Annotated in this window: 18 protein-coding genes; 16 read left to right on the top strand and 2 right to left on the bottom strand. The window is 64.1% G+C overall.

Going from position 1 to position 15628, the window contains the following annotated elements; all coding sequences use genetic code 11:
* From hisF to HD883_RS15410, 11 genes are all read left to right on the top strand, one after another.
* Positions 1–777 (top strand): imidazole glycerol phosphate synthase subunit HisF, encoded by a 777-nt coding sequence (gene hisF, locus HD883_RS15460; protein ID WP_179583872.1) that lies wholly within the window; start codon positions 1–3, stop codon positions 775–777.
* 21 nt (positions 778–798) lie between these two features.
* The gene (gene hisI / locus HD883_RS15455) at positions 799–1251 is read left to right on the top strand and encodes a phosphoribosyl-AMP cyclohydrolase (protein ID WP_179583874.1); all 453 of its coding nucleotides are present in this window, start codon (positions 799–801) and stop codon (positions 1249–1251) included.
* The gene (locus HD883_RS15450) at positions 1248–1574 is read left to right on the top strand and encodes a phosphoribosyl-ATP diphosphatase (RefSeq protein ID WP_179583876.1); all 327 of its coding nucleotides are present in this window, start codon (positions 1248–1250) and stop codon (positions 1572–1574) included. The genes hisI and HD883_RS15450 overlap by 4 nt, the downstream gene beginning before the upstream one ends.
* 8 nt (positions 1575–1582) lie before the next feature.
* A complete protein-coding gene (locus HD883_RS15445; protein WP_179583878.1) occupies positions 1583–1936 on the top strand; it encodes a histidine triad nucleotide-binding protein in 354 nt (117 codons plus the stop codon).
* A gap of 133 nt (positions 1937–2069) precedes the next feature.
* Entirely contained in the window at positions 2070–2309 is a 240-nt protein-coding gene (tatA, locus tag HD883_RS15440) for a Sec-independent protein translocase subunit TatA (RefSeq protein WP_179583880.1), read from the top strand.
* A 101-nt stretch (positions 2310–2410) separates the two neighbouring features.
* Entirely contained in the window at positions 2411–3148 is a 738-nt protein-coding gene (gene tatB, locus HD883_RS28025) for a Sec-independent protein translocase protein TatB (RefSeq protein WP_179583882.1), read from the top strand.
* Positions 3145–3897, top strand: a complete 753-nt coding sequence (gene tatC, locus HD883_RS15430; RefSeq protein WP_179583884.1) for a twin-arginine translocase subunit TatC — start codon at positions 3145–3147, stop codon at positions 3895–3897. The genes tatB and tatC overlap by 4 nt, the downstream gene beginning before the upstream one ends.
* A gap of 49 nt (positions 3898–3946) precedes the next feature.
* Positions 3947–5095: an ABC transporter substrate-binding protein gene (locus HD883_RS15425; RefSeq protein WP_179583886.1), complete on the top strand. Its 1149-nt coding sequence runs from the start codon at positions 3947–3949 to the stop codon at positions 5093–5095.
* A gap of 46 nt (positions 5096–5141) precedes the next feature.
* Complete coding sequence (locus HD883_RS15420) at positions 5142–6176, top strand: branched-chain amino acid ABC transporter permease (protein ID WP_179583888.1); 1035 nt, start codon at positions 5142–5144, stop codon at positions 6174–6176.
* The gene (locus HD883_RS15415) at positions 6176–7993 is read left to right on the top strand and encodes a branched-chain amino acid ABC transporter ATP-binding protein/permease (protein WP_179588538.1); all 1818 of its coding nucleotides are present in this window, start codon (positions 6176–6178) and stop codon (positions 7991–7993) included. The genes HD883_RS15420 and HD883_RS15415 overlap by 1 nt, the downstream gene beginning before the upstream one ends.
* A complete protein-coding gene (locus HD883_RS15410) occupies positions 7990–8775 on the top strand; it encodes an ABC transporter ATP-binding protein (RefSeq protein WP_179583890.1) in 786 nt (261 codons plus the stop codon). The genes HD883_RS15415 and HD883_RS15410 overlap by 4 nt, the downstream gene beginning before the upstream one ends.
* A 137-nt stretch (positions 8776–8912) precedes the next feature.
* Here the strand turns inward: HD883_RS15410 and HD883_RS15405 are convergent, their stop codons facing one another.
* Positions 8913–10091: a trypsin-like peptidase domain-containing protein gene (locus HD883_RS15405; RefSeq protein WP_179583892.1), complete on the bottom strand. Its 1179-nt coding sequence runs from the start codon at positions 10089–10091 to the stop codon at positions 8913–8915.
* Positions 10092–10121: 30 nt separating this feature from the next.
* Between HD883_RS15405 and HD883_RS15400 the strand changes: the two genes are divergently transcribed.
* Positions 10122–10925 carry a Nif3-like dinuclear metal center hexameric protein gene (locus tag HD883_RS15400; protein ID WP_373563377.1) on the top strand — a complete coding sequence of 268 codons (804 nt, stop codon included), beginning with the start codon at positions 10122–10124 and terminating at the stop codon, positions 10923–10925.
* A gap of 66 nt (positions 10926–10991) precedes the next feature.
* Here HD883_RS15400 and mscL read toward each other — a convergent pair whose 3' ends face one another.
* Positions 10992–11444, bottom strand: coding sequence for a large conductance mechanosensitive channel protein MscL (gene mscL, locus HD883_RS15395; protein ID WP_179583894.1), 453 nt, complete (start codon positions 11442–11444; stop codon positions 10992–10994).
* A 442-nt stretch (positions 11445–11886) separates the two neighbouring features.
* Between mscL and petA the strand changes: the two genes are divergently transcribed.
* The 4 genes from petA (at position 11887) to HD883_RS15375 (ending at position 15627) form a co-directional block, all read left to right on the top strand.
* Positions 11887–12495 (top strand): ubiquinol-cytochrome c reductase iron-sulfur subunit, encoded by a 609-nt coding sequence (petA, locus tag HD883_RS15390; protein WP_179583896.1) that lies wholly within the window; start codon positions 11887–11889, stop codon positions 12493–12495.
* Between the two features lie 147 nt (positions 12496–12642).
* Complete coding sequence (locus tag HD883_RS15385) at positions 12643–14028, top strand: cytochrome b (RefSeq protein ID WP_179583898.1); 1386 nt, start codon at positions 12643–12645, stop codon at positions 14026–14028.
* 60 nt (positions 14029–14088) lie between these two features.
* The gene (locus HD883_RS15380; RefSeq protein ID WP_179583900.1) at positions 14089–14925 is read left to right on the top strand and encodes a cytochrome c1; all 837 of its coding nucleotides are present in this window, start codon (positions 14089–14091) and stop codon (positions 14923–14925) included.
* A gap of 90 nt (positions 14926–15015) precedes the next feature.
* Positions 15016–15627 carry a glutathione S-transferase N-terminal domain-containing protein gene (locus tag HD883_RS15375; RefSeq protein ID WP_179583902.1) on the top strand — a complete coding sequence of 204 codons (612 nt, stop codon included), beginning with the start codon at positions 15016–15018 and terminating at the stop codon, positions 15625–15627.
* Position 15628 lies beyond the last annotated feature (1 nt).

The following is a 15628-nucleotide window of genomic DNA, read 5'->3' as shown; positions in this document are numbered from 1 at the left end:
ATGCTTACCCGACGTATCATCCCCTGCCTTGACGTGACCGCCGGTCGTGTCGTGAAGGGGGTCAATTTCGTGAACCTGATGGACGCCGGCGACCCGGTCGAAGTGGCCCGCCGCTACGACCTGCAGGGCGCCGACGAAATCACGTTCCTCGACATCACCGCGTCCAGCGACCAGCGCGACATCATCGTGTCGGTCATCGAACAGGTGGCGTCTCAGGTCTTCATCCCCCTGACGGTGGGCGGCGGCGTGCGCGAAGTCGGCGACGTGCGCCGGCTGCTGAACGCGGGCGCCGACAAGGTCGGCATCAACACGTCGGCCGTCACCAACCCGACGCTGGTGCGCGACGCGGCTCAGCGCTACGGGTCGCAGTGCATCGTGGTCGCGATCGACGCCAAACGCGTGTCGCAGCCGGGCGAAACCCCGCGCTGGGAAGTCTTCACGCACGGCGGCCGCAAGGCGACCGGGCTGGACGCCATCGAATGGGCGCGCACCATGGCCAACTATGGCGCCGGCGAAATCCTGCTGACCAGCATGGATCGCGACGGCACGCGCTCGGGTTTCGACCTGGCCTTGACGCGCGCCGTGTCCGAAGCGGTGCCGGTGCCCGTGATCGCGTCGGGCGGCGTGGGATCGCTGGACGACCTGGCCAATGGCGTGACCGAAGGCAAGGCCGACGCGGTGCTGGCCGCCAGCATCTTCCACTATGGTCAACACACGGTCCAGGAAGCCAAGCGCTTCATGGCCGATCGCGGCATCGCCATGCGTCTGAATGACTGATGCTGCTGGATAATCGATAGCATGGCTCTGACTTCTGAAGCCGCGGATCAACCCGCGGCGTTTTCCCCGACGGACTCGGCCAGCGATGCCTGGCTGGACGAACTGGTGTTCGACGACAACGGCCTGATTCCTGGTATTGCGCAAGACGTGACCACCCACAAAGTGATCATGTTCGCGTTCCTGAATCGTGAATCGCTGCGCGAAACGCTGCGCACCGGCAACGCTACCTACTGGTCGCGTTCGCGCGGCCGCCTGTGGCGCAAGGGCGAAGAGTCCGGCCACGTGCAGAAAGTGCGCGAACTGCGCCTGGATTGCGATGGCGACGTGGTGCTGCTGCGGGTCGAGCAGGTGGGCGGCATCGCCTGCCATACCGGCCGCGAGCGCTGTTTCTACCGGCGTCTGGACACCGATGGCGCCACCCGCTGGGTCGAGACGGATCCCGTGCTGAAAGACCCCGAGAGCATCTACAAATGAGCGATTTCCTGTCCCGCCTGGCCGACACCATTGCCACGCGCCGCCCGGAAAACGGCGGTTCGCCCGACGCGTCCTACGTTGCGCGGCTGCTGTCCAAGGGTCCCGATTCGTTTCTGAAAAAGATCGGCGAAGAAGCAACCGAAACGGTCATGGCCGCCAAGGATGGCGACGCCGATCGCATCGTGTCCGAAACGGCCGACCTGTGGTTTCACTGCCTGGTCATGCTGGATTTCTACAAGTTGCGTCCTGAACAGGTGATCGCCGAGCTTGCGCGGCGTGAAGGCCTGTCAGGCCTGGAAGAAAAAGCGTCCCGACCTGCCTGAGGCCCGTCATGAGCGACAATTGCCTGTTCTGCAAGATCAGCCGCGGCGACATTCCGTCGCGCAAGGTCTATGAAGATGACGAGCTATATGCTTTTCATGACATTCATCCGATCGCGCCGGTCCATTTTTTGGTGGTGCCCAAGCGACACATCACCTCGCTGCAGGATGTGTCACAAGAGGACGCCGGGGTGTTGGGTAGAATGACGGTCCTGCTTCCGCAGCTGGCGCTCGAACAGGGTTGCCGGCCCGGACCGGACGGCGGATTTCGCGTCATGGTCAACAATGGCGCGGACGGCGGCCAGGAAGTCCCCCACCTCCACTATCATGTGATTGGTGGTCCCCGGCCCTGGGAAAGGGATTAACCCCAGGGGACTGACCCCAGGGGACTGACCCCGGGGGACTGACCCCGGGGGACTGACCGGAATTGAGTACCGGAGGCCAATCGGCGCTTCGGGTGACTGGACGAATTACCGCCTCGCGGCGCGGAGTATTGCAATGGGAAGCTTTAGCATTTGGCACTGGCTGATCGTGCTGGTTATCGTCGTGCTGATTTTCGGCACCAAGAAACTCAAGAACATGGGCGGCGACCTTGGCGGCGCGGTCAAGGGCTTCAAGGACGGCATGCGTGAAGGCGGCGAAGCCGCTGGCCCCACCACCACGCACACGACGGCCGATCCGAAGCGCGTTCCTGGCGACACGATCGACGTGCAAGCCAAGGAAAAAGAACGCATCTGATAGCGGCGCGGCCCTCCGGGCCGGCATCGTGGTTGGCCCCAGCCGGACCCGTCCGGCTTGGGGCGTCTTGTTTTTTACTTATCTGCAACGGTGCGTGCTGAATGTTCGATGTCAGCTTTACCGAGATGCTAGTGATCGCCGTCGTGGCGCTAGTGGTCATCGGTCCCGAACGTCTGCCCAAGGTGGCCCGCACAGTCGGCCATCTGCTGGGCCGGGCCCAGCGTTACGTCAGCGATGTCAAGGGTGACATCCGGCGCGAAATGGAACTCGACGAACTGCGCAACCTGCGCAGCGAAATGGAAGAGGCGGCGCGCACCATCAAGTCGACCGTCGACACCAACGTCGAAGAAATGCGCAAGGAACTGGATCACACCACCCGCGAGGTAAAAAGCCTGGCGGACGACGCCGCGCACAGCGCCTCGACCGCCACCGCGGCGGCCGACGCAGCCGATGCGGCGGTCCATGGCGGCGATGCGGTGTTCCTGCCGGAAGGCGCCACGGGCGCTCCGCATGCGGCGCATGCGCCCCACGCACCCCATGCGCCTGACGCGGTGGCCGCGGTGCCCAATCCCGCCATCACCCCGCGCGATCTGCCGCCCGGTGCGCCCCAGGTCACGCCGGACCCCATCGTCACGCTGCATGCCGATGCCGCCCCGGCGACGCCTGGCGAACCCATTCCGCAAGCGTCGCTGTTCCCGTCGGACGTCCTGCCGCCCGCCGCCGTGCCCGCCCCGGCCGACGCCGTGCCGCCTGCCGCCGTGCCTGTGGCTGACGCCAGCCAGGCCGCCGAAACCCACCCAGCTGCGGCGCCTGCCGCGCGCGATCGGGAAAAAGCGTGAGCACAGAAGACAGTTTCATTTCCCACCTGGTCGAACTGCGTGACCGCCTGATCCGCGCCCTGCTGGCGGTTGGCGTGGTGTTCATCGTGCTGTTCCTGTATCCCGGCGCATCCACGATCTATGACCTCCTGGCCCAGCCGATGCTGGCCACCTTGCCGCCGGGCACGCGCATGATCGCCACCGGCGTGATCACGCCCTTCATGGTGCCCGTCAAGGTGACCATGCTGGCCGCGTTCGTGGTGGCCTTGCCCGTCGTGCTGTACCAGGCCTGGGCCTTTGTGGCCCCTGGCCTCTACATGCACGAAAAGAAGCTGGCGCTGCCGCTGATTGTGTCCAGCACGTTGCTGTTCATCATGGGCATGTCGTTCTGCTACTTCTTCGTGTTCAAGACGGTGTTCCATTTCATTGCGACCTTCGCGCCGCAATCGATCACGCCGGCGCCGGATATCGAGGCCTACCTGAACTTCGTGATGACGATGTTCCTGGCCTTCGGCATCACCTTCGAAGTGCCAATCGCCGTGATCCTGCTGGTCAAGACCGGCGTGGTCACGGTTGAGAAACTCGCCGCCGCGCGGGGCTATGTGGTCGTGGGCGCGTTCGTGATCGCCGCCGTGGTGACGCCGCCCGACGTGGTCAGCCAGTTCATGCTTGCCGTGCCGCTGTGCGTTCTGTTCGAATTGGGGCTGCTCGTTTCTCGGTTCATCAAGAAAAAAGAAACCGAAGAACGGGCGATCGTAGAAAAAAATTGAAATCGGCCCGGGTGATGCCCGGGCGATTCGCAACTTGTTGGAGACTTGCATGCACGTGTTGAACAAACTGGCCGTCGCCCTGGCGCTCGCCACGACGGCGTTTGCCGCGCACGCCGACATCACTGTCGGCGTGAACGTATCGGCCACCGGTCCCGCCGCTTCGCTGGGCATCCCGGAAAAGAACACGTTCACCTTGATGCCCAAGACCATTGCAGGGCAGAAGGTCAACTACATCGTCCTGGACGATGCGACCGACACCACCACGGCCGTCAAGAACGCACGCAAGCTCACCACCGAAGACAAGGTCGACATCCTGGTCGGCTCCACCGTCACGCCGAATTCGCTGGCGATGATCGACGTGGCCGCCGAGACCGGCACGCCCCTGATCTCGATGGCCGCATCGGCCGTGATCGTCGAGCCGCTGGACGGCAAGAAGCGCTGGGCCTTCAAGACGCCCCAGAACGACGCGCAGATGGCCGGCGCGATTGTCGAGCACATGAAGGCGAACAACGTGAAGACGGTGGCGTTCATCGGCTTTGCAGACGCGTACGGCGAAGGCTGGTATTCCGAATTCAACAAGGCCGCCACGGCGGCCGGCATCAAGGCTGTCACTAACGAGCGCTTCAACCGTACCGATACGTCGGTCACGGGCCAGGTCCTCAAGATGATGGCGAGCAAGCCCGACGCCGTCCTGATCGGCGCCGCCGGCACCCCCGCCGCGCTGCCCCAGAAAACGCTGAAGGAACGCGGCTACGCCGGCAAGTACTACCAGACCCACGGCGTCGCCAACAACGACTTCCTGCGGGTGGGCGGCAAGGACATCGCCGGCACCTTCCTGCCGGCCGGCCCCGTGCTCGTCTGGAACCAGTTGCCCGACAGCAACCCGGTCAAGGCGTCCGCCACCGAATACGTGCAGAAGTACGAAGCTGCCTTTGGCAAGGGTTCCGTGTCCACCTTCGGCGGTCACGCCTGGGACGCCGGCAAGCTGATCGAAGCCGCCGTGCCGGAAGCCCTGAAAAAAGCCAAGCCGGGCACGCCCGAGTTCCGCACCGCGCTGCGCGATGCGCTCGAGCAGGTCAAGAACGTGGCCGGCGCACACGGCATCTTCAACCCGACCGCCACGGACCACGTGGGCCTCGACAACCGGTCACGCGTGATGGTGACGATCGAGAACGGCGGTTGGAAGCTGATCAAGTAAATCCAGGCGGAGGGTGGGCGAAGGCTCCGGCCCTTCCGGAGTCAAGATGGACCTCCAGATAGTTCTTTTCCTGGTGCAGGACGGCATCACCAATGGCGCGATCTACGCGCTGTTGGGCCTGGCGCTCGTCCTGGCCTTTACGGTCACCCGCGTGATCTTCATTCCCCAGGGCGAATTCGTCGCCTGGGGCGCCCTCAGCCTGGCCGCGTTGCAAGCCGGCAAGTTGCCCGGCACCGTCTGGCTGCTGGTGGGCGCGGGCGCCGTGGTCGCCGTGGTCGAACTGTGGACGGCGTTTCGCGCCCGGTCCTGGCGGCGCGTGCCCTCGGTGCTCGGCTGGAACGTGGTGTATCCGCTGGTCGTGCTGGCCATTGCACGGTATGTCTCGTTTGCCGAACTGCCGCTGATCGTCCAGATCCTGTTTACCTTCGTGATGGTCGTCCCGCTCGGCCCAATGATCTGGCGCCTGGCCTTCCAGCCGGTCGCCGAAAGCTCGGTGCTGGTGCTGCTGATCGTATCGGTGGCCGTGCACATGGCGCTGGTGGGCCTGGGCCTGCTGTTCTTTGGCGCCGAAGGTTCGCGCACCCCGCCGTTTTCCGAAGGCAGTTTCGAGCTGGCCGGTGTGCCGATCAGCGCGCAAACGCTGTGGGTGGTGGGCTGCTCGCTCGCCCTGATCGTGCTGCTGTCCTTGCTGTTCGAACGCACGCTGTACGGCAAGGCGCTGCGCGCCACCGCCGTCAACCGCGTGGGCGCGCGCCTGATGGGCATCCCGACCAGCCTGGCCGGCAAGCTCAGCTTCACGCTGTGCGCGCTGATCGGCGTGTTCTCGGGCATTTTGATCGCTCCCATCACGACCATCTATTACGACACCGGCTTCCTGATCGGTCTGAAGGGCTTTGTCGCGGCCATCATTGCCGGGCTGGCCAGTTACCCGATCGCTGCGGCGGGCGCGCTGCTGGTGGGCCTGCTGGAAGCGTTCTCGTCGTTCAGCGCCAGCGCCTACAAGGAAGTGATCGTCTTTACCCTGATCATCCCGGTGCTGGTGTGGCGGTCGCTGTCGTCGCGTCACGTGGAGGAAGAATGATGCGGGTGCGTCCTTCCTGGCTCGTGGCCGCGGGCGTGCTGGCGCTGCTGGGCGCGGTGTTCGGCCTGTCCGAATTCACCGTCACGCTTCTGAATTACATCGGACTGGCCGCGCTGGTCTCCCTGGGACTGGTTCTGCTGACCGGCGTCGGGGGCCTGACATCGTTTGGCCAGGCCGCCTTTGTCGGCCTGGGTGCGTACGCCACGGCCTGGCTGACGACCGCGACCTTGCCCACCTGGCTGGCATGGACAGGCGGGTCGCCCTGGGCCGGGCTGCTGCTGGGCTTGCTGATCACCGGCGCGTTCGCCTGGATCCTGGGCGGCATTTCACTGCGGCTGTCGGGCCACTATCTGCCCCTGGGCACCATCGCCTGGGGCCTGAGCCTGTACTTCCTGTTCGGCACATTCGATTTTCTGGGTGGCCACACCGGTCTGTCGGGCTTGCCGCCGATCACCTTGTTCGGCACGCAACTGGTCGGCGGACGCGACCTGTTCTGGCTGATCTGGATCGTGCTGGGCGTGGCCATGCTGCTGATCAGCAACCTGCTTGACTCGCGGGAAGGCCGGGCGATTCGTGCGCTCAAGGGCGGCATGGTGATGGCCGAATCGATGGGCGTGGACACGGCCCGTTCGCGGATCGCCATCTTTGTGATCGCGGCGCTGCTGGCCGCGCTGTCGGGCTGGCTCTACGCCCACATGCAGCGCTTCGTGAACCCGACGCCGTTTGGCCTGGGCATCGGCATCGAATACCTGTTCATGGCGGTGATCGGCGGTGCGTCGCAGGTCTGGGGCGCCTTGCTGGGCGCCGGGGTGGTCACGCTGCTCAAACAATGGCTGCAGAACGTGCTGCCGTCCTTGCTGGGGGCGTCGGGCAGCTTCGAAACCATCGTGTTCGGCGTGCTGCTGGTCGTGTTGCTGCAACGGGCGCGCGACGGTCTGTGGCCGCTGTTGGCCCAACTGACCCGCAAGGTGCTGCCCTTTGCGCCGCCCAGTCGCGCCATCGACACGGCGGTTGCGCCCCTGGAACGCCGCGCCATGCCGCAGCGGGGTGAAGAGGTGCTGGCTGCCGAACACCTGACCAAACGTTTTGGCGGCCTGGTTGCCAACAACGACATCAGTTTTTCGGTGCGCGCCGGTGAAGTGCTGGCGTTGATCGGCCCCAACGGCGCGGGCAAAAGCACCATGTTCAACCTGTTGTCGGGCGTGGACGATCCCACGTCGGGCGTGGTGCGCTTTCGCGGCGACGCCGTGACCGGCCGCAGCGCGCGCCACATTGCCGCGCAGGGGCTGGGCCGGACCTTCCAGCATGTGCGCCTGTTGCCGCAAATGAGCGTGATCGAGAACATTGCGATCGGTGCCCACCTGCGCGAACGCCGCGGCATTGTCCACGGCCTGTTCACCGGTGCGTTCAAGCTGGACCGGAAAGAAGAAGCGCGGCTGCTGGCTGAAGCCGCCCGCCAGGCTGCCCGGGTGGGCCTGGGTGACCAGCTGTGGGTGGCTGCCGGTTCGCTGCCCCTGGGCCAGCAACGCATGCTGGAGATCGCCCGCGCGCTGTGTGCCGATCCCTGCCTGCTGCTGCTGGACGAGCCGGCCGCCGGCCTGCGCTACCTGGAAAAGAAGGCCTTGTCCGAGACGCTGGCGACGCTGCGGGCCGAGGGCATGGCCATCCTGCTGGTCGAACATGACATGGATTTCGTGATGGGCCTGGCCGATCGGATCGTGGTGATGGAGTTTGGCGAGAAGATCGCCGAAGGGTTGCCGGAACAGGTGCAGAAGGACCCCCGCGTGCTCGAAGCCTATCTGGGAGGCGTGGAATGACCGCAACGACACCATCACCCACGTCAGGCGTGCGGGACGGCGCGGCGGCCACCTCCGCGCCCGCTTTGCTTGCCGTATCCGACCTGCATGTGTCCTACGGCAAGGTCGAAGCCTTGCACGGCGCCGATCTGGTCGTGCCCGCCGGCAGCATCGTGACCGTGATCGGGCCGAACGGCGCCGGCAAGACGACCATGCTGTCCGCCATCATGGGCCTGCTGCCCTCGCGCGGCACGGTCACGATCGATGGCGTGGTGCAGCCGCAGCCCGAGATCGAAAAAATGGTGGCCCTGGGTCTGAATCTTGTCCCGGAAAAGCGCGAGCTGTTCGGTGAAATGACGGTGGAAGACAACCTGCTGCTGGGGGCGTTTTCGCGCTACCGCCGCGGCGAGCGCGATCAGGCTGCGTCGATGGAAGAGGTCTTCACGCTGTTCCCCCGCCTGAAAGACCGCCGCAAGCAACTGGCCGGCACCCTGTCGGGCGGCGAGCGCCAGATGCTGGCGCTGGGCCGCGCGCTGATGGCCAAGCCACGGTTGCTGCTGCTGGATGAGCCGTCGCTGGGGCTGGCGCCAAAGATCGTGAAAGAGATCTTCCACATCATCAACGAACTGAAGGCCCGCGGCGTGGCGATCCTGCTGGTCGAGCAGAACGCCCGCGCGGCCTTGCAGACGGCCGACTACGCGTACGTGCTGGAGACCGGCAAGGTGGTGCTGTCCGGCCCCGCGCGCGAACTGGCCGACGACCCGCGTGTGGTCGAAAGCTATCTGGGCTTGGGCAAGCACTAAGGGGCAAGCACTCGCCGTCGATTACGTACTTCGTATGCCACCAATAAAAAACGCCAGGCTGTTTCCAGCGCTGGCGTTTTTGTTGCTGCGGACGAATCGGGGAGGGAACAGGCCTTGCGATCCCGCGGCTCATTCCATCACGGCGTCTGCGGTTCCCGCCGTGGTTGCGGCCGCGTGGCCACCGTCACCACGGAATCAAATTCCTGCCCGCCCCGCACCAGCTTGATCTTGACCTTCGTGCCCGGCGCCAGCGCGGCAATCGCGTTCAGCATGGTCGTGGTGTCCGTGATGCCCTTGTCGTCCACCGACACCACGATATCCCCGGTGCGGATGCCGGCCTTGGCCGCCGGACCGCCGCGCACGACGCCCGCAATGATCACGCCTTCGCGGCGCGACAGCTTGAATGCATCGGCCAGTTCGCTCGTCAGGTCCTGCGGTTCGACGCCGATATAGCCGCGCGTGACGGAACCGGACGTGATCAGCTGTTCCATGACCTGCCGGGCCGTGCTGACCGGAATGGCAAAGCCGATCCCCAGCGAGCCGCCCGACCGCGAATAAATGGCCGTATTGATCCCGACCAGGTTGCCGCTGGCGTCGATCAGCGCGCCGCCCGAATTGCCCGGGTTGATGGCCGCGTCGGTCTGGATGAAGTTTTCGAAGGTGTTGATGCCCAGGTGCGTCCGGCCCAGCGCCGACACGATGCCCATGGTGGTCGTCTGGCCAACCCCGAACGGGTTGCCGATCGCCAGCACCACGTCGCCCACCGACAGGTCTTCGGCCCGGCCGAAGGTCACGGCGGGCAGGGTGGGCAGCGTCAGTTTCAGCACGGCCAGGTCTGTTTCTGGATCGGCGCCGACCAGCATGGCCTTGCCCTTGCGGCCGTCGGCCAGGGCCACTTCGATTTCGTCGGCCGCTTCGATCACGTGGTTGTTGGTCAGGACGTAGCCTTCGGGGCTGACGATCACGCCCGAGCCCAGGCTGGACGTCTGCTGCCGGCGCGGATTGAATTCATCGCCAAAGAAGCGGCGAAACACCGGGTCATCGGCAAAAGGATGGCTGTTGGACTGCGGCGCGTCTTTGCTGGTGAAGATGTTGACGACGGCAGGCGCCGCCTTGCGGGTCGCCAGCGCATACGACGAGGTTGCGGCCGCAGCAGGCGCGGTGGCCGGGGGCGCTGCTTCGAAGAACGGGACCACCATGGCGCCGTTGGGCCCGCCGCTGCGCGGCAGCCATTCCGGACGCAATGTCGCCACGATGAATAAAATGGCCAGACAGACAGTCGTGGTCTGGGCGAATATCAGCCATAGTCGGCGCATGTAAACACTTCTGGACGTAGGAGATTGACAATGATGGCAGGCGAACCACCGCAAACGCAAACCGGCAGCGCGCGCACCGAAGATCTGGTGTCATGGCTGGCCGCCGAGCTGCAGTCGGACCGGTTCCGCGACTACTGTCCGAACGGGCTCCAGGTTGAAGGACGCCCAGTGATCCGCCATATTATCGCCGGGGTGACGGCTTCCGAGGCAATTATTCGTCATGCGATTTCGGTCGGGGCCGATACGCTGCTGGTCCATCACGGCTGGTTCTGGAAAAACGAAGACCCGCGGGTGCGGGGCATCCGCCGGACGCGGCTGGCGCTGACCCTGGGCCATGACCTGAATCTGCTGGCCTATCACCTGCCCCTGGACGCCCATCCGGTGCTGGGCAATAACGCCCAGCTGGCGCGCGTACTGGGCATCACGCCCAACCTGGTCAACGGCAAGCCGGAACAGACGGGCAGCGACGGCCTGATCTGGCTGGGACAGGCCGACGGCATCCGGACCCTGGGTGCCCTGGCCGACCGCGTGGCCCAGCGCCTGCAACGCCCGCCCCTGGTGGTCGGCGACCCGAATCAGCCGGTGTCCCGCATCGCGTGGTGCACCGGCGCGGCGCAGGGCATGCTGCAGGATGCGATCGACGCAGGCGCCGATGCCTACATCACCGGAGAGGTGTCGGAACCCACCGTGCACCTGGCGCGCGAAACGCGCGTAGGTTTCCTGGCCGCGGGGCATCACGCCACGGAACGATATGGCGTCCAGGCCCTGGGTGAGGCGATTGCAGAACGGTTCGGGGTGCGTGTGGACTTTGTCGACATCAACAACCCGGTGTAAGGGCAGGGAAGGGACCCCGGACCAAAGTCCGGGGCCGCCGCCCGCCGTGGCGGGCGGCCAGGATGCTCAGCCCAGCCGCTGGCGCGTCAGCGCATCGCGGATTTCACGCAGCAGCACCACGTCTTCCGGGGTGGCAGCGGGCGCCGCGGCGGGTTCTTCACGCTCGAAGCGGGCCTTGGCGCGATTCATCAGCTTGATCATCCAGAAGATCACGAACGCCAGCAGAATGAAGTTGATCAGGATGGTGACGAAGTTGCCCCAGCCCAGCACGGTTGCGCCGGCCTTGGTCAGTGCGTCGTAATTCATCGGCCCGCTGTAGTCGGCCGGCAATCGGAGCACCAGGAACTTGTTGCTGAAGTCCACCGATCCGCCCAGGATCAGGTTGACCAGCGGCATGATGATGTCCTTCACCAGCGAATCGACGATCTTGCTGAACGCCGCGCCAATGATCACGCCAACCGCCAGATCGACCACATTGCCGCGCATGGCGAATGCGCGGAATTCCTTCATGATGCTCATAGTTGCCCCTTCCCACCGTTGTGAACGTGCTGTCTTGACCTGCTGTCGGGCCAAGTATCAACTGCCTTTTACACAATGCGCTACCGTTTCCTCCACATCTGGGGAACTTTCGCCATAAGCTGTAGAACACTGCGGGCATTACGGTATAATCGAAGGTTAAGAAGTCCCTGCACGGGCACGAGACAGAATAGATAAAAGCAGCAGATAGAAAGCAGCAGATAGAAAGCAGCGCTAAAAAAAGTCGCTACACAACACGCAGTCAAGAACACAGCATTAGCACCACCGCAATGAAAAGCACAACAGCGCATGACACGCGCGCATGCGGGTGACTGACGCCGGAGACAGAAATACCGGACAGTGTCCCAGCCTGGGCGTGCAGGAATGCACGAATCTAGTACTGCGGGCGGTAGATACCGCGCGTTAAGGATCTGAGGGTCGTTCAATGAGTCAGGACAATGTGATGGATGCCGAACGCCGCTTCTGGGTTGGCACCACCTGTGCCGTCGGTGGCGCCGCTGCAGTCGGTGTTGCCGTCCCCTTCGTCAGCACCTTCGCGCCGTCCGAGCGCGCCAAGGCCGCCGGCGCACCCGTCGAAGTCGACGTTGGCGACTTGAAGCCGGGCGAAATGCGCACGGTGGAATGGCGCGGCAAGCCCGTCTGGATCGTGCGCCGCACGCCGGAACAGCTGGCGTCGCTCAAGGCGACCGACCCGCTCGTGGCCGACCCCAAGTCCGAACGCAATCCGGCCGAAATCACGCCCGAATACGCGCGCAACGAATACCGGTCCATCAAGCCGGAATTTTTGGTCGCGGTCGGCATCTGCCCGCACCTGGGTTGCTCGCCCTCCACCCGTTTTGCCGAAGGCCCGCAGCCCAGCCTGCCCGCCGACTGGCACGGCGGCTTCCTGTGCCCCTGCCACGGTTCCACGTTCGACATGGCCGGCCGGGTATACAAGAACAAGCCGTCGCCAGACAACCTGACGATTCCCCCCTACGAGTTCCTGTCCGATTCCCGCATCATCGTGGGTGTCGACGCCAAGACCAAGGCCTGACGCTGTTCCTCGGGTTGTTCGATATGGCGCGGGGTCACCCGCGTTACTGAAACAGTACACACACGTTAGTGAATGCCGGATCCTCCCGGCTGCGCCAGGTGCGCACCAGGGATCCGGTAAACCGCCGAGCAAAAGGAGCAGCACGTCATGGCTGGCGAGAAGAATGTCGAAACAACAGGCATCGTAGGTTGGGTCGACGCCCGCTTTCCGCTCACCTCGACCTGGAAAGCGCACCTGTCCGAGTACTACGCACCGAAGAACTTCAACTTCTGGTATTTCTTCGGTTCGCTGGCGCTGCTGGTCCTGGTGATCCAGATCGTGACCGGGATCTTCCTGGTCATGCACTACAAGCCCGATGCGGAACGCGCGTTCCAGTCGGTCGAATACATCATGCGCGAAGTGCCGTGGGGCTGGCTCGTCCGCTACATGCATTCCACCGGCGCATCCATGTTCTTTGTCGTGGTGTACCTGCACATGCTGCGCGGCCTGTTCTACGGCTCGTACCGCAAGCCGCGCGAACTGGTCTGGGTATTCGGCGTGGCGATCTTCCTCTGTCTGATGGCCGAGGCCTTCATGGGCTACCTGCTGCCCTGGGGCCAGATGTCGTATTGGGGCGCCCAGGTGATCGTGAACCTGTTCGCCGCCATTCCGTTCGTCGGCCCTGACCTTGCCCTGCTGATCCGCGGCGACTACGTCGTGTCGGACGCCACCCTGAACCGCTTCTTCTCGTTCCACGTCATTGCCGTGCCGCTGGTGCTGCTGGGCCTGGTCGTGGCGCACATCATCGCGCTGCACGAAGTGGGTTCGAACAACCCCGACGGCATCGACATCAAGAAGCACAAGGACGAAAACGGCATTCCGCTCGACGGCATCCCGTTCCACCCTTACTACTCGGTGCATGACCTGTTCGGCGTGTCGATCTTCCTGATGATCTTCAGCGCGATCGTGTTCTTCGCCCCGGAAATGGGTGGCTACTTCCTTGAGTACAACAACTTCATCCCGGCTGACGCGCTCAAGACGCCGCCGCACATCGCCCCGGTCTGGTACTTCACGCCGTTCTACTCGATGCTGCGCGCCGTCACGTCCGACTTCGCGATGGTGCTGACGGTCCTGGCCGTGCTGGCCGCCGCCGCGATCTTCGTCAAGGGCCGCTTCAACTTCAAGCTGAAGTTGGCCGTGACGGTGGTGCTGCTGGTCCTGGCTGTCCTGCTGCAGGTCTTCGACGCCAAGTTCTTTGGCGTGGTGATGATGGGTGGCGCGGTCGTGATCCTGTTCTTCCTGCCGTGGCTGGACCACTCGCCGGTGCGGTCGATCCGCTACCGTCCGGGCTGGCACAAGGCGCTGTACGCCGTGTTCATGATCAACTTCCTGATCCTGGGCTACCTCGGCACGCAAGCGCCGAACGACGTCTTCAACCTCATGTCGCAGATCGGGACCCTGATCTACCTGGCGTTCTTCCTGCTCATGCCGATCTGGAGCCGCCTGGGTACGTTCAAGCCGGTGCCTGACCGCGTGACGTTTGCCGCCCACTGAAGATTTCGACCGGGTCCGGGCGCCAACGCCCCGGACCGGCATGCCATTACGGATATCAAGATGAAGAAGCTCCTCGGTGCCCTGATCCTGATGCTGACCTGCTCGGGGGCCTATGCCGCTGAAGGCGGGTTCCCACTGGATACCGCGCCCTTCCGCAGCAACGACCTGTCGGCCTTGCAGAACGGCGCGAAGCTGTTCGTGAACAACTGTCTGAACTGTCATTCGGCGTCGTCCATGCGGTATAACCGCCTGCGCGACATCGGCCTGACCGATGAACAGATCAGCAAGAACCTGCTGTTCACCGGCGAAAAGGTCGGCGACCTGATGACGGTGGCCATGACGCCGAAAGACGCCAAGACCTGGTTCGGCGCCGCGCCGCCCGACCTGTCGGTGATCGCCCGCGCCAAGTCGGTCAACGCCGGCCCCAGCGGTTCGGACTATATCTATACCTACCTGCGTACCTTCTACCGTGACCAGGCCCAGGCCACCGGCTGGAACAACCTGGTGTTCCCCAGCGTCGCCATGCCCCACGTGCTGTGGCAGGAACAGGGTCCGCACACCGTCACGACCGTCGCCATGCACGCCGCCGAAGGCGAGCACGGCTGGGAACGCATCACCACCGTCCATGACGAGAATGGCGTGCCGACCGTGACTCGGGAGCCCGTCCCGAATTATCATGGGCACGAAAGTTCGGTCAGCCGTATCGTCCCGAAGAATCCGGCCCAGGCCGCGGTCTTCGACAATCAGGTGGCCGACCTGGTCGCCTTCATGACCTGGATGTCCGAGCCCGCCGCCCAGCAGCGCACCCGCCTTGGCGTCTGGGTTCTGCTCTTCCTTGCCGTGTTCACGATCATCGCCTGGCGACTGAACTCGGTGTACTGGAAAGACATCAAGTAGCTTTTCAGGCTACATTTCCGGGGCCAGCGTCCGCAATGCGGTCGCTGGCCTTTCACGCTTCTATCTTTAACATCTCACGGGGACCCTGCCATGATGGTGCTTTACTCCGGAACCACGTGTCCGTTTTCCCAGCGCTGCCGCTTTGTGCTGTTCGAAAAAGGCATGGATTTCGAGATCCGCGACGTCGATCTCTACAACAAGCCTGAAGACATCTCTGTGATGAATCCGTATGGCCAGGTGCCGATCCTGGTCGAACGCGACCTGGTGCTGTACGAATCCAACATCATCAACGAGTACATCGACGAGCGTTTTCCGCATCCGCAGCTGATGCCTGCCGACCCCGTCATGCGCGCCCGCGCACGCCTGTTCCTGTTCAATTTCGAAAAGGAACTGTTCGTGCACGTGACCACGCTTGAATCGCGTGAATCCAAGAGCGACGAAAAGGCGCTGGACCAGGCCCGCCTGCAGATCCGCGATCGTCTGGCGCAACTGGCGCCCATGTTCCTGAAGAACAAGTTCATGCTGGGCGACGAATTCTCGATGCTCGACGTGGCGATCGCGCCGCTGCTCTGGCGCCTGGATCACTACGGCATCGAACTCCCGAAGAATGCGGCCCCGCTGCAGAAGTATGCCGAGCGCATTTTCTCGCGCCCGGCCTACATCGAAGCGCTGACGCCGTCCGAGAAGGTGATGCGCCGTTGAT

It is taken from the genome of Pigmentiphaga litoralis, assembly GCF_013408655.1.
Lineage (GTDB): Bacteria > Pseudomonadota > Gammaproteobacteria > Burkholderiales > Burkholderiaceae_B > Pigmentiphaga > Pigmentiphaga litoralis_A.
Note: the sequence above shows the minus strand (reverse complement) of the source record. Positions and strands in the feature narration are given on the sequence as shown.

What these genes read in the sequence shown, in the direction of transcription:
- hisF (WP_179583872.1), top strand. Translation starts at nt 1, where the DNA reads ATGCTTACCCGACGTATCATCCCCTGCCTTGACGTGACCGCCGGTCGT.
- hisI (WP_179583874.1), top strand. Translation starts at nt 799, where the DNA reads ATGGCTCTGACTTCTGAAGCCGCGGATCAACCCGCGGCGTTTTCCCCG.
- HD883_RS15450 (WP_179583876.1), top strand. Translation starts at nt 1,248, where the DNA reads ATGAGCGATTTCCTGTCCCGCCTGGCCGACACCATTGCCACGCGCCGC.
- HD883_RS15445 (WP_179583878.1), top strand. Translation starts at nt 1,583, where the DNA reads ATGAGCGACAATTGCCTGTTCTGCAAGATCAGCCGCGGCGACATTCCG.
- tatA (WP_179583880.1), top strand. Translation starts at nt 2,070, where the DNA reads ATGGGAAGCTTTAGCATTTGGCACTGGCTGATCGTGCTGGTTATCGTC.
- tatB (WP_179583882.1), top strand. Translation starts at nt 2,411, where the DNA reads ATGTTCGATGTCAGCTTTACCGAGATGCTAGTGATCGCCGTCGTGGCG.
- HD883_RS15425 (WP_179583886.1), top strand. Translation starts at nt 3,947, where the DNA reads ATGCACGTGTTGAACAAACTGGCCGTCGCCCTGGCGCTCGCCACGACG.
- HD883_RS15420 (WP_179583888.1), top strand. Translation starts at nt 5,142, where the DNA reads ATGGACCTCCAGATAGTTCTTTTCCTGGTGCAGGACGGCATCACCAAT.
- HD883_RS15415 (WP_179588538.1), top strand. Translation starts at nt 6,176, where the DNA reads ATGCGGGTGCGTCCTTCCTGGCTCGTGGCCGCGGGCGTGCTGGCGCTG.
- HD883_RS15410 (WP_179583890.1), top strand. Translation starts at nt 7,990, where the DNA reads ATGACCGCAACGACACCATCACCCACGTCAGGCGTGCGGGACGGCGCG.
- HD883_RS15405 (WP_179583892.1), bottom strand. Translation starts at nt 10,091, where the DNA reads ATGCGCCGACTATGGCTGATATTCGCCCAGACCACGACTGTCTGTCTG.
- HD883_RS15400 (WP_373563377.1), top strand. Translation starts at nt 10,122, where the DNA reads ATGATGGCAGGCGAACCACCGCAAACGCAAACCGGCAGCGCGCGCACC.
- mscL (WP_179583894.1), bottom strand. Translation starts at nt 11,444, where the DNA reads ATGAGCATCATGAAGGAATTCCGCGCATTCGCCATGCGCGGCAATGTG.
- petA (WP_179583896.1), top strand. Translation starts at nt 11,887, where the DNA reads ATGAGTCAGGACAATGTGATGGATGCCGAACGCCGCTTCTGGGTTGGC.
- HD883_RS15385 (WP_179583898.1), top strand. Translation starts at nt 12,643, where the DNA reads ATGGCTGGCGAGAAGAATGTCGAAACAACAGGCATCGTAGGTTGGGTC.
- HD883_RS15380 (WP_179583900.1), top strand. Translation starts at nt 14,089, where the DNA reads ATGAAGAAGCTCCTCGGTGCCCTGATCCTGATGCTGACCTGCTCGGGG.
- HD883_RS15375 (WP_179583902.1), top strand. Translation starts at nt 15,016, where the DNA reads ATGATGGTGCTTTACTCCGGAACCACGTGTCCGTTTTCCCAGCGCTGC.